We start from the raw sequence: 13,081 nt of genomic DNA on the forward strand, positions 1-13,081 counted from the left end.
GGATCTATCCAAATAGTTTGATCAACGGCTGGTAGCACCCGCCATTGGTTATTCTTTTGTGTACTATTAAAGCATTGCCACTTGGACTGGAAAAAGCTTATAGTGATTCCCATCCTTCTCGCTACCCTGCAACTGATGGCGCAGGGCGGTGCGGCTTCCTTTGAGTTTACGGAAAACAAAGGACAGTGGGAGCCACAGGTACGCTTCAAGAGTACGCTTTCGACCGGCGCTTTTTTCCTGCAGCAGAATGGCTTTACCGTGGTACAACACAATGGCGATGATCTTTCCTTTTTCTTCGACCGCAACCACGTAGGAGAAGACGCCGCCCATGGCCGCGGACGCCCCGACCGGGGGCCCAACAGCCGGCCCACGCCTCCACCGGCCAACCCCACTGCTATCCGGTCGCATGCCTACCGGGTACAATTCCTGGGTGCCAATGAACAGGCCCTGGCCATTCCTGAAAAACAGGTACCCACCCAGGTCAGCTATTTTATTGGCAATGATCCCGCACAATGGGCCACCAACGTACCGGTATACCAGGCAGTGGTCTATAAAGACATTTATCCCCATATCGATATCCGTTATTACTCCGACAACGGGCAGCTGAAGTACGACCTGGTGGTACGTCCCGGGGGCGATCCATCACAAATCGCCATGAACTATGAAGGCGTAGACAAGCTGCTGGTAAAAAATGAGGAACTGATCATCCGCACCTCTGTAGGCGACCTGAAAGAACTGTATCCCTATTCTTATTCGTTCAGTATGGAAGAAGGGAAGAAAGAAGTAGCCTGTGCGTACCGGCTATCCGGCAACACCATCCGCTTTCAGGTAGGTGCTTATGCGAAGAACAGCACACTGGTCATCGACCCCACACTGGTCTTCTGCTCTTTTACCGGCAGTGCCGCTGACCAGTATGGTTATACGGCCACACCTGGTCCAGATGGCTCCCTCTTCTCTGGCGGCATCGTATTCGACAAAGGCTTTCCTGTTACCACGGGTGCTTACCAGGTGGATTTCCAGGGTGGCTCGGGCAGCGGTAAAGGCGTGGATATGGGCATCTTCAAATTCTCGCCCAATGGCCAACGCATGTACGCCACCTACCTGGGTGGCAATGGAAACGACTATCCCCATAGCCTGATGTGTGATCCACAAGGCAACCTGGTCATTATGGGCAAAACTTTTTCCAGCAACTACCCGGGCACCCTGAAAGGCAAAGGGGGCGGATCGGATATTGCCGTTACCAAGCTCAATGCTGGCGGTACCGCCCTGATCGGTTCGCTGCGCATTGGTGGCACTGGTAATGATGGCGTCAATATCAAAGACCAGCTGGGTGCCTCGATGTCGCCCAATGCCACTTTTCGCTTTTACGGTGATGATTCGCGTAGTGAAGTGATCCTCGACAGAGCCAATAACATTTATGTAGCGGCACAATCCCAATCGTCGGGCACGAATGATGGCATGCCGGTTACCACGGGTGCATTTCAGATCAACAACCGCGGCGGGCAGGATGGCACGATCATCAAGATCAACCCCAGCTGTACGGATATCACCTGGTGCAGTTACCTGGGCGGCAGTGGTACGGATGGCGCTTTTGTGATTGCCATCAACCCGGCCAACGAGGACATCTATGTAGGCGGCGCTACTACGAGCGAAGACCTGCTGCCGGCCAACAAGCCCGGTGTATACCAGGCTGCTTTCCAAAAAGGGGGTACCGATGGTTTTGTATCGCGCATCTCCAATGATGGTACTACGCTCATCAACACGACTTATATGGGTACCGGTTCGTTTGATGCGGTGTATGGGCTAAAATTCGACCGGCACAATATTCCTTATATCATGGGCGTCACGGAAGGTGCCTGGCCCGTGATCAATGCCAATTATAAAATCGCCAATTCAAAACAGTTCATCGCGAAGCTGCAGCCTGATCTGTCGGGCTTCATCTATTCTACTGTATTTGGCAATGGATCGGCCAAGCCCAATATTTCGCCCGTAGCCTTCCTTGTAGACCGTTGCGAAAACGTGTATATATCCGGATGGGGCGGCTGGCTGGTACCCAACCCCAACAGTGCCAATATGGATGGCATTGCCAATATGCCCATCACCCCGGATGCCATCAAGAAAACGACCGACAACCGTGACTTCTATTTCATCGTGATCAAGAAAGATGCAGAGGGTTTACTGTATGGAAGTTATTTTGGACAGACGGGTGGATTTGGAGAGCACGTCGATGGTGGTACCAGCCGTTATGATGAGCAGGGAGCGATATATCAGGCGGTGTGCGCCAACTGCGGCGGATCGCGCGATTACAATATCAGCCAATCCTTCCCGACTACACCGGGCGTATGGGGCCCCGTCAATGGCAGCCGGGAATGTAACCTGGCCGCCATCAAGATCGCTTTCAACTTTGCCGGTGTGGCCTCGGGCCCCAAGTCTTATTTCAATAACCTGCCCGACACGATGGGCTGTGTGCCTTTCACCGTTCAATTCAAAGACACGGTACGCAATGCCACTTCGTACGAATGGGATTTCAACGGAGATGGTGTCAACGACCTCAACACGGCCACCTTCGATGCCAGCTATACCTTCGGCGCAGTAGGCACATACCGGGTAAGGTTGATCGCCATCGATCCCAGCACCTGCAATGAGCGGGATACGGCGTATGTAACCATCCGTGTGCGGGATGATCCTGCGCATATCGACTTCACGGCCTTGAAGGATGGTCCGTGTGAATCGCTGGCCTTCCTGTTTACCAATACTTCCACGCATCCGCCGCCACCGGGTAAACCTTTTGGCCCCAACAGCTTTGCCTGGGATTTTGGCGACAATACGCCCATTACCCCCACGGGCACGGCACCGGTTACACACCAATACCTGGCGCCCGGTACTTACCCGGTACGCCTGATCCTGCTGGATACGAACTACTGCAACCAGGGCGACTGGAAGCCACTCAAACTGGGTGTAGTGGCCAATGTAGAAGCCAGGGTGGAGACGCCACGCATGGGTTGCGCTCCCTATGATGCCTATTTCAACAATACCTCACTCGGCGGGCATGACTATACCTGGGATTTTGGTGATGGAACCACTTCGCACGAGATGAGCCCTACGCATCTCTATACTGCCATCCGCAGTTACAATATCCGGCTCATCGTAGAGGATTCGAATACCTGTAACAAACGCGACACCTTCGACTTTACGATCGTCGTGAACCCCAAGCCTACGGCTGGCTTTACCGCCACTCCCAAAATACCGGAGACCAACAAACCAACCTCTTTCTTCAACACCTCGCAAAATGCGGTGAAGTACAAATGGATCTTTGGCGATGGGGATATGCTGGTGACCAACGACAGGCTGACGACTGTACAACATCAGTACAATGCTACCGGCCACTATACCGTACACCTGGTCGCCTTCAACGAATATGATTGTACCGATACGGCTACCCTCGTGGTAGAGGCACTCATCGATCCATTGCTCGATGTGCCCAATGCCTTTACCCCAGGCAGGGGCAACCGCTCCAGCATCGTGAAGGTCGCTGGCTTCGGCATCGACAAAATGACCTGGCGTATCTTCAACCGGTGGGGTCAGAAGGTATTTGAGACGGCCAACCGCAGTAGCGGCTGGGACGGTACTTTCCAGGGCAAACTACAACCCATGGATGTATACTCCTATACCCTGGAAGTGGTCTTCACGGATGGCAAGCACCTCAAGCGAACCGGCGACATCACGCTGATACGGTAAACTGCTGCAGCGGGGAAGTGCACACTGGCCCGCTATCCACCGTATTTGACCAATGGCAACTCCCTGCTCCTGAATTTGGCTTACATTGTAGTAAATACCAACTATGAGATCCTTACTGATCGTTTGCCTGCTCGTTGCCGCCTGGCCTGCCTGGGCGCAGCCCCTGCCCGACTCCCGCCAACAGGAGATCGTTATCCGGAATGTGACGATCATCCCGATGGACAAAGAACAGGTGTTGCCCAACCAGACGGTGGTGGTAAAAGATGGCAAGATCAGTTTAGTGGGTGATGCCCGCACGATACGCTACAGCGCCAATGCTACGGTGATCGATGGCACTGGCAAATTCCTGCTGCCCGGCCTCACGGAAATGCACGCCCACGTGCCGCCGATCGACGATATTGCACCGATGAAAAAGGTGGTATTGCTGTTTGCCCTGAAAGGGGTAACAACGATCCGTGGTATGCTGGGCCACCCGCGTCACCTGGAGTTACGCAGCAAACTGCAAAGTGGCGAGATCATCGGGCCACGCCTGTATACTTCTGGCCCGTCCATCAACGGGCAAACCGCCGCCGACCCGGCCACGGCTGCACGCATGGTGCGGGAACAACAAGCTGCCGGGTACGACTTCCTGAAACTACATCCCGGCCTTACGCTGGAGAACTTCAATATCATTGTAAAAACGGCGCGTGAAGTGAAGATCCCTTTCGCGGGTCACGTATCGTATGGGGTGGGCGTATGGCGCGCCATCGAAGCGGGTTATGCGTCGATCGATCATATGGATGGATTTGTGGAAGGGCTGGTACCGGGCATCGAAAACATATCTGAAAAAGAGGTGGGTCTGTTTGGTGTGTTCATTGCCAAGAAGGCCGACACGACGAAGCTACCGCGGCTAACCAAAGCACTGCGGGAAAAACGAGTATGGGTGGTACCCACCCAATCATTGGCAGAAAGATGGATATCGCCCGCACAAACACCCGAAGCACTTGGCCGGGAACCGGAGATGGTCTATATGCAGCCCAATACATTGACTGGCTGGATCAATGCCAAGAAGAGCTTACAAAAAGACCCGCGTTATGTAGCCGCAGAAGTAGAACAGTATGTGGCTTTGCGCCGCCAACTCATCAAGGCCTGCCAGCAGCAGGGCGTTGGTTTGCTACTGGGTTCGGATGCGCCTCAGATCTTCGATGTGCCGGGATTCTCCCTGCATCATGAGCTCAGCTTTATGGTGAAAGCGGGTCTTACGCCGTATGAAGCATTGCGTACCGGTACCGTAAACCCTGCCCGTTTTTTCCAGGACAACAATGCGGGTGTGATCAAACCTGGTGCGCGGGCCGATCTGTTGTTGCTCAACAGCAATCCTTTGCAACGGATCGAGGCCAGCCAGGATATTGCCGGTGTCGTACTGGCGGGTCGCTGGCTCAGCCAATCTTATATCGATACGGAACTTGCGCGCCTGGCGACAGAAAAAACAAACTAGTACTTTATAATCTACAAGCGGGTGTATCAACAGTTCGTTGGTACACCCGCTTTCTATTGTGCATGCCCGGGGATATCCGGTGTGCCCCGGGCCGCGCTGTATCATCCTGCCTACCGGTGCTGGTCATAGGTATTGGCCGGTATCGCCGCGCGCAATACCTCCAGTTCTTCCACCGACAGAATAGGGGATTCGATGGTCTTGATGGCTTCCTCCAACTGCTCCTGGGTACGGATGCCCACCACGGCTGCGGTAACACCGGGTTGTTGCAATACAAAACGCAAGGCTACCTGTGTGGCGCCGCGCAAGGGTGTGGTGACCGATTGTACAGCCTGGGCTGCCCGGGCGACTTCTGCAGCGGAATAGTTGAGATAAGCAGAAGCCGGTTTATCGATCAGCAATCCTTTGGCGACACTGCCTCTGGCCAGTACACTCACCTCGTTGTTTTTGAGCATGGTTAAGCTGTCTTCTTCGGGCCTGCGGTCGAGCAGGCTGTATTGCATCATGACACTGGCGATGTTGGATCGCTCCACATACTCCCGGATCACATTGGGCCTGATGGAAGAAATACCGTAGTAGCGGATCTTACCTTGCTGCTGCAACAGCTCGAACGCTTCGATGGTCTCGTCGATATTGTCTTCGATGGTACCGCCGTGCAACTGGTACAGGTCGATGAAATCGGTACCCAGGCGTTGCAGGCTGGCCTCGCAAGCGGCCAGGATATGTTCTTTGGTCGGATTCCAGTCGAAGCCTTTGCCGTCCGGCCGCACTACATTGCCTGCTTTGGTTGCGATCAGCACATCTTTTCTTTTACCGGCGATCGCTTTACCCAAAGTGGATTCATTGTATCCATTTTGGTACACATCGGCGGTATCGAAATAATTGATGCCTGCCTCGATGGCGCGGTGGATCAAGGAAGCGTTGACATCGTCATCGGTGCCCAGCGACATGGCTCCAAACGCAATAGCACTGACTTCCAGCGTAGACTTTCCCAGTATATGATAGTTCATGGTAGAAATAGTTTTAACTCGTTGATAACAACCGACATTATGATTTCATTAGTAAACGACATGCCTTGCTGGTGGTCTTAACTATACAAAACAGCGAACAGCATCCAAAAACATTAAATATACAATTATGAAAACGCTTTTAACCATCCTGATGCCTTTCATAGCTATCGTTGCCGGATTTTTCGGTTATCATCTGTTTAGCATCGGTCAACATTATCCATCGGCGATCTTTACCGTAGTGGCGTTTCTGTCGGCCAGTGCCGCGGTCTACTTTGCCACTACCCATCATAAAAAACTGGCTTATCAATAAGCACTTTGGTTTACACAGGGTTTATTAGGGTTATTTCAGGTGTTATCGGGATCGGGGTACCAGGTAGTATCCCGATCTTATTTTTGTAGTATCTTGAAGCATGAAAAAGATCATTACGACCAGCCTGCTTGCTATGCTGCTCCTCACCGCCACCACCGGTATGGTAGCAGCCCAAACCCGCAAACCTACCCTGAACCACCTGGCACTATCCGTAAAAAACCTTGCCAGGAGTACGGATTTCTACAGTAAGATCATTCAACTGGATACGATTCCCGAGCCTTTTCATGACGGAAAGCATACCTGGTTCAGCATTGCCGCCCATAGCCACCTGCACCTCATTCAATACGATGACGGTATCATCATACCCGCGAAGGGCACGCATCTCTGCTTTAGTGTGCCCAGTATCGAGGATGTCATAGAGCGGCTCAACAAGGCAAAAGTAGCCTGGGGTAACTGGAACGGTGAACCCAAAACCGTTACCAACCGGGTAGATGGTGTAAAGCAGATCTATTTTCAGGATCCGGACGGATATTGGATCGAGATCAACAATGATAAGTGAAAACTTGTAGGTATAACCCTATCGGACAGCCTTAAAAAATTGATCTAGGACAAAAAACAACTAACTACAAGCGCTTCGTGAAAAAATAAGTAATACTACGGAACGTTACCAGTCGGGTAGCCGGTAAATTAGGAGCACTGTTTAAATGTATAACCTAAGCTGACTACCTATGCCCGAGAAAAAGTATCATTATCAGAATAAGTCCATAAAAAACCTGAAAAACGAAGTTTGGAAAGACATCCCCGGCTTTGAAGGCATCTACCAGGCCTCCAGCTATGGACGTATCAAATCACTCGACCGCACGATTATCCATGCCCGCCTTGGCCAGCAATACGTAAGCGGCAGGATCCTCAGCCAGTCGATCGCCGAAAACAACAATATCAAGACCGGCGACCCGATGATCGACCTGCGGGTATCGCTCAGCCTGGATGGAGTACAACACTACTTCAATACCCGCCGCCTGATCTATATGACATTCGTCAATAAAAAGATCAATTACCAGAAAGACGGCCTGTATGTGATCAATAAGGATGGCAATGGTTACAACAATAAAGTAACCAACCTGCAACTCGTCACCAAGAGCGAAAAGCAAAAACGCGTATTTACCCGCGACCGCCAGGACAGCTACCTGAAGATCGCCGACCGCTCCAAATGGCCGAAGACCTATGGCGGCTATACTCGTCGCAAGCCGATCAAGCAATACACCAACCGCGGCAAACTGATCGCCAAGTACGAGAGTGTCAGTGAGGCTTCCCGCCAAACCGGCATCGGCGAAAAGGAGATCATCCAGGTAGCCAAGGGAGTCTATTCACAGTGGAACGGCTTCAAATGGAAGTATGTAAATCAAGCCTAGACAACGCATCACCCCTGCATACAAAAGGGCGTCCGCATGGACGCCCTTTCTATTGAGTAGCAAGAAGAACCCGGTTTACGGCATCAGGTCTTCCCAGCGATAGTAATGGAAGGTTTTATCGGTACTCATCGCCACAAATAGTCCCTTTTTAAAGGTTGCATTGAGCGGCACCGCCACCACGTCCGAACCATCGCTTTCGAGCGTTGCCAGGTGTACCTGCTTCACGAAGGCATGCTGGTGCGGATTGCCGGCGCTCCCTTCCCGGGTGAACAGGTGGAAGTGGTTCCGTTGCTGGTCCGATACCAGGATGTATCCGGTGGAATCGGAAGTAGGATAGATGGAAATACCTTCATGGTCCTGGCGGAATCCTTTGCGGGCAAAACTGGCCAGCTCTTCGTTGCCTTTGGCCGGGTCGGCGTAGTACTTGCGTACACCGTATCTTTCGTCGGAGTAGTAGACGTAACCGAGGGCGTCATCCACGACGATCGACTCGATCTCCTTTTTACCACTAAAAATACCAAACTTACGTACGAGCGTAGCCTTTACCACCCCGCGCCCATCGTCTTCCAGCAGGTACTGCCAGAGATAGGATCCGTTGGTAGGCCCGGTCTTTCTGCCCACGATAGCATAGATCTTTCCGGCTTTGTCTTTGTACAGCGCAATGCCCATCAGGTCGCGGTATTCAGGTTTTGTTTCGCCTTCAAATACAGGCAGTCCGCCCCCATCTACCGGCCGCATATCGGGCACCGAATAGATCCGCAGCTTATGCGTGAAGCGCTCCGTCACCACGGCGATATCGGTCGGTTTGCCTTGTAATACCAGTCCGTACTCAACATCCACGTTATTGGGTCGTTGCAGGTTGCGCACCACTTTATCTTTTATTATCCTGCCTTGCAGGTCAAACACATACAAAGCGCCATCCTGGTCTTTATCCGTACCCAGCACGAGGCTTTCGGCCGGGTTGGCGGGATTGACCCAGATTGCCGGATCATCGGTGTCGTGTTGCGTGGTATCGGTAATGATGACCGGCTTGATGATATCAGCGGTTGACTGCTGTCCGCGACCGGGTCCGGAGCAGGCAGTATAGGTCATGTATACACTCAATAAAACAATCGTAGCCAAAATGCGCATGTCTGTAAAGTAATGTTTAGATAATTATTTTTCAAGTGTGAGGGTGACTTTGGAGGTCTCTTCGTCGTCGAGCTCCCCTTTCAGAACGATAACCAGTTTTTTACCGGTGACCTTGAAAGTGCCCTTGTAGACAAACTCGGCGATGGAGCTATTGTCCAGTTCAAGTTTTTCACCAAACTCCACATCGCCTTCCAGCTCGTCATCTGTCAGGTCTTCAATCGATGCTTCGATCTCGATCTCCTTGTTCTTCCTTTCCACGGAACCACACTCCTCTACGTCTTCTTCTTCAACAAGTTTGACCACTACCTTCACTTCGCCATATTCAAACTCTACCGCGATCTCATCCACCTCCGATGCCTGCAGGTTTTTGATGTCCTCATTCACCAGGCCGAAGAGCGCCTTGAAGCGGGCGAATTCTGCTGCATTCTTATGGTCTACTTCCCATTCACCATAAATGCCTTCATCATCCTGAATGGAGTAATTAAATGCCGCTGTTTTATTGGCCTGCACCTGCGTATTGTTGCCGGTAATACCAGTCAGCTGGAAAGTCAGCTCCCGCTTTTTGGTGTTGAACAACTTGTCGTCGAACAGGTCTTCATCTACTTCAAACTCCACTTCTACCTCTTCTACGCCGGCCGGAAAACTAACCGATCCGATTCCGGTGGTGACATCAAACTGTACCGGTACATCGATGCCTTTGTCTTCTGAAGTGGTACAATCATCGATTTCGTACAAGGCCTTTACGGCTTTGATATAGTCGGCTATCTTGCTGAAACCTTGGAAATCGATTACCTTGAAGTTGACAGTCACTGCTTCTTTCAGCGGAATGATCCTGCCTGCCGGTTCTTTGCCGGTGCTGTCGTTGCGGTCGAGCAGGGTGAGCTTGAAACTGAATGCATCTTCATCTTCCAGTCCACCATCGCCTTCATCATCGAACACCACTATCTGGGGAAATGCATTGGCCGACAAGGGTGTCACCAGGTCATCATTTTCTTTATCACAGGCTGGCGCGAAGAATGCGGCCAGCATGATGTATAACCATGATCTTTTCATCATCATAATTTGTAAGGGTAATAAGAATGAGGCTTGCTGTTACCAATCGAATTTGACACCAAAGCGGCCCCATTGACGGTAGTACTCGCGCTGGATCAATTGATCTTTGTTGGCCATATACCTTTCAAATGGCTGGTTGGTGAGGTTCATCACCTCGGCAAATACGCGCCAGTGTGTGTTGATCGCGTAACCAGCGCTGAAGTCGGTCTGGATCCTGTTCTTGACGAAGATGTCATCATCACTCGTACCACCTACTTCACTCAGGTATTCACCATTGAAGTTGAAGGATACGCGTGCGTTGAACTTCTTTCTTTCAAACGCGAGGGAGATATTGCCCACATGCGCTGCCTGGCCAGGAAGACGCAGCTTGTCCACCGCATTGGGGTTGCTTTCTGTAGCGGTACGGCTTTGCAGGGTAGCTGTAGAGTGCGCGTAGGTATAGTTAGCGTAGAGGCTCAGGTATTTGAACGCCCCGGGCAAAAAGCTGAGGTTGTTTTGGAAGGCCACTTCAAACCCGGCTACATTGGCCTTGTTGCCATTCTGGGCCTGCACCACATCGATCTCATCGATCATGGGGGTACCGGTCAGGGGATAAGGGCTGTTGAACAATACACGGCGATAGATGAAGTTGTTGAGGCGCTTGTAGAAGAACCCACCCGACAATACGCCTACATTACCAAAGTAATGCTCAGCCAGCAGGTCGAGGTTGAAAGCGCCTACAGGTTTCAGGTCGGGGTTACCCGCTGTAGCCACCTTGTCTTCCTGGTTGATCTCCTGGGCAGGAATGATCTCGCTGAAGTTGGGACGGGCATACGAGAAGGTAGCAGCAGCGCGCAGGTTGGTATAGCGGCTGAGCTGGTAACGTACGCTTGCCTGTGGCAGGAAGAATTCGTAGGAAGAGCCATCTGATACCGGCACGATGCCTTCGAGGTCGCCTTCGCCATTGATCACTACGTCTTTGGAGTTGTAGGTCACTTTCGTCCGCTCATAACGTACACCGGCCAGTACCATCAGTTTATTGAATTGCTGCCTTGCCATCGCGAAGGCTGCATATACATTTTCTTCTGCGTCATACGCCTCGAGTGCTTCGTCGATGGCTTTGTCTTCGGGAGAAGATTCAAACTCCGACGGGTTCGCATTGAAGTACCTGATAAAGGAACTTACATTCAACGGCTTACCCAGGTTGTAGCGACCACCCAGAAAGGATTTCTTGATGGGATCTTCTTCAAATGCATCGAGTGTAGGTACATCTGCAATTGGAGAATAATAGTCTTGCGTAATACCATAGCTCTTTTTCTTGCTGCGCAGCTTACCACCCAGCTTGATGAGGCCGCTGTTGTTACTCCATTTATAAGGAATACCGATCTCGAACTTGGCGGTCAGGTTGCGGTCTTTGGCCAGGGTATGACCAAAACCGGCTTCATCCAATTCATACTCCTTGTTATCGGTGAAGTTGGTGGCGGTGATATCGGGATACTTGGGATTGTTGTAACCCAGGGTGGAAGGGATGCCTGCTACGAAAGTCACTTCATTGTCGTAGGGCGTATTCTGCCGGCCACTGGAATACTGCGCTTCATAATTGAGGTAGAAAGCACGGAAATTATGTTTGGCACCCAGGTTGATCGTTGTAATCGATTGGGCTTCGAAACGATCCTTGGTGCCTTTCTCGATCTCCTCTTCTTCCGGTTTGAACACGTACCGTCTTCTCCATTCGCGATCGGTAAAGCGGCTGTACAAACCACGCAGGTAGATCTCGTGGCGAGGATTGAATTTGTAATCGAGCGTGGTACTGAGGCCGAGGCGCGTGCGGGTGAGCTGATAATCGCGCAGTTCTACTTCATTGTCTTGCGGAGAACGCTCGAGGTTATCGGAACCCAGGTCGTTGTGGTAGTAGCTACTGTTGAAGAGCATACCAAATTTTTCCTGCTTGCCCAGGCGCTGGCCGTATTGCAGCTGGCCCTGGATATTGCCTTTGCGCATGAGGTCGTTGTATCCCCCGGCTACGGAGGCATTGATGCGCGGCCTGCTTGACTGCGCCGTACGGGTGATCAGGTTGACCGATCCACCCACGGCATCACCGTCCATATCGGGTGTCAGCGATTTACTGACTTCAATAGAGGCCAATTGGTCGGCTGGGATGGCGTCGAGCGCCACGAAGCGCACATCAGCTTCGGGCGAGGGGATCTGTTCGCCGTTCACACTGACGTTGGTGAACTGGGGAGCGAGGCCCCGAACAAATACATAGCGACCTTCGCCCTGGTCACGTTCGATGTTGACGCCGGGCACCCGTTGCAGGGCTTCTGCCGCATTGGGATCGGGAAAACGACCGATCTGGTCGGAGGCGACAATGTTCTTGATATTGTCGGCATTCTTTTGCTGGTTGAGGGCTTTGGCCTGTCCCTGCAATGCCCCCATCACGAGTACGCTACTCAGCCGGGCATAGCTGCTCAACAGCTCGATGCGGAGTACGCGGGATTCGTTGGGTTTAAGGTCGAGGCTAATGGTCGTGTCGCGATAGCCCAGGTAGCGCACCACCAGTTGCCGTTCGCCGGTACCGGCATACAGCAGGAATTCTCCATTGACGTCGGTGGCTGTCACATTGTTGGTACCCTTGAGGCTGATAGTGGCACCTGTGAGTACTTCATTATTGACGGCATCTCTGATGCTTCCTTTTACAATAGCCTGCTGTGCCCAGGCAAATCCTGGAAGTAAAAACAGTAAGCAGCAGGCGATCCATTTGGTTGTCATAAATTGATTTTTGTTCGATGCGCAAATTTGATCGCTGACCGGCCCGAATGGAAAAAACCGGCGTGAACAAAACGGCTACAAGCCTTCAAACCGCGTGAACAAAGGGGCAACAACACCGTTACACCGCCCCTTAAATATATCATCTTCAATAAGTTGAACACTCACTAAACAGCCATTAAGGAATTGTTACCCCAGTATTACCACC

General features: G+C 51.8%; 9 protein-coding genes. 5 read left to right on the top strand and 4 right to left on the bottom strand.

Annotation, left to right across the window (positions count from 1 at the left end; all coding sequences use genetic code 11):
• Positions 1–102: 102 nt before the first annotated feature.
• Both P2W70_RS29185 and P2W70_RS29190 read left to right on the top strand, forming a co-directional pair.
• Complete coding sequence (locus P2W70_RS29185; protein ID WP_276485112.1) at positions 103–3,738, top strand: DUF7948 domain-containing protein; 3,636 nt, start codon at positions 103–105, stop codon at positions 3,736–3,738.
• Between the two features lie 103 nt (positions 3,739–3,841).
• Positions 3,842–5,215, top strand: coding sequence for an amidohydrolase family protein (locus P2W70_RS29190; RefSeq protein WP_276485113.1), 1,374 nt, complete (start codon positions 3,842–3,844; stop codon positions 5,213–5,215).
• Between the two features lie 110 nt (positions 5,216–5,325).
• Here the strand turns inward: P2W70_RS29190 and P2W70_RS29195 are convergent, their stop codons facing one another.
• Entirely contained in the window at positions 5,326–6,222 is an 897-nt protein-coding gene (locus tag P2W70_RS29195) for an aldo/keto reductase (RefSeq protein WP_276485114.1), read from the bottom strand.
• 127 nt (positions 6,223–6,349) lie between these two features.
• On the opposite strand from P2W70_RS29195, the gene P2W70_RS29200 reads away from it, so the two are divergent.
• From P2W70_RS29200 to P2W70_RS29210, 3 genes are all read left to right on the top strand, one after another.
• A complete protein-coding gene (locus tag P2W70_RS29200; protein ID WP_276485115.1) occupies positions 6,350–6,532 on the top strand; it encodes a hypothetical protein in 183 nt (60 codons plus the stop codon).
• A gap of 100 nt (positions 6,533–6,632) precedes the next feature.
• Positions 6,633–7,091 carry a VOC family protein gene (locus tag P2W70_RS29205; RefSeq protein WP_276485116.1) on the top strand — a complete coding sequence of 153 codons (459 nt, stop codon included), beginning with the start codon at positions 6,633–6,635 and terminating at the stop codon, positions 7,089–7,091.
• 169 nt (positions 7,092–7,260) lie between these two features.
• Entirely contained in the window at positions 7,261–7,944 is a 684-nt protein-coding gene (locus tag P2W70_RS29210) for an NUMOD4 domain-containing protein (RefSeq protein WP_276485117.1), read from the top strand.
• Positions 7,945–8,019: 75 nt separating this feature from the next.
• On the opposite strand, the gene P2W70_RS29215 is transcribed toward P2W70_RS29210, so the two are convergent.
• The 3 genes from P2W70_RS29215 to P2W70_RS29225 are packed head-to-tail and all read right to left on the bottom strand — an operon-like array spanning position 8,020 to position 12,876.
• A complete protein-coding gene (locus P2W70_RS29215; protein WP_276485118.1) occupies positions 8,020–9,075 on the bottom strand; it encodes a phytase in 1,056 nt (351 codons plus the stop codon).
• Between the two features lie 24 nt (positions 9,076–9,099).
• On the bottom strand, positions 9,100–10,128 hold the full coding sequence (locus P2W70_RS29220; protein WP_276485119.1) for a hypothetical protein: 1,029 nt from the start codon (positions 10,126–10,128) through the stop codon (positions 9,100–9,102).
• A gap of 39 nt (positions 10,129–10,167) precedes the next feature.
• Complete coding sequence (locus P2W70_RS29225; RefSeq protein WP_276485120.1) at positions 10,168–12,876, bottom strand: TonB-dependent receptor; 2,709 nt, start codon at positions 12,874–12,876, stop codon at positions 10,168–10,170.
• Positions 12,877–13,081 lie beyond the last annotated feature (205 nt).

Source organism: Paraflavitalea pollutisoli, from assembly GCF_029360705.1.
Lineage (GTDB): Bacteria > Bacteroidota > Bacteroidia > Chitinophagales > Chitinophagaceae > Paraflavitalea > Paraflavitalea pollutisoli.

What these genes read in the sequence shown, in the direction of transcription:
- P2W70_RS29190 (WP_276485113.1), top strand. Translation starts at nt 3,842, where the DNA reads ATGAGATCCTTACTGATCGTTTGCCTGCTCGTTGCCGCCTGGCCTGCC.
- P2W70_RS29195 (WP_276485114.1), bottom strand. Translation starts at nt 6,222, where the DNA reads ATGAACTATCATATACTGGGAAAGTCTACGCTGGAAGTCAGTGCTATT.
- P2W70_RS29200 (WP_276485115.1), top strand. Translation starts at nt 6,350, where the DNA reads ATGAAAACGCTTTTAACCATCCTGATGCCTTTCATAGCTATCGTTGCC.
- P2W70_RS29205 (WP_276485116.1), top strand. Translation starts at nt 6,633, where the DNA reads ATGAAAAAGATCATTACGACCAGCCTGCTTGCTATGCTGCTCCTCACC.
- P2W70_RS29210 (WP_276485117.1), top strand. Translation starts at nt 7,261, where the DNA reads ATGCCCGAGAAAAAGTATCATTATCAGAATAAGTCCATAAAAAACCTG.
- P2W70_RS29215 (WP_276485118.1), bottom strand. Translation starts at nt 9,075, where the DNA reads ATGCGCATTTTGGCTACGATTGTTTTATTGAGTGTATACATGACCTAT.
- P2W70_RS29220 (WP_276485119.1), bottom strand. Translation starts at nt 10,128, where the DNA reads ATGAAAAGATCATGGTTATACATCATGCTGGCCGCATTCTTCGCGCCA.
- P2W70_RS29225 (WP_276485120.1), bottom strand. Translation starts at nt 12,876, where the DNA reads ATGACAACCAAATGGATCGCCTGCTGCTTACTGTTTTTACTTCCAGGA.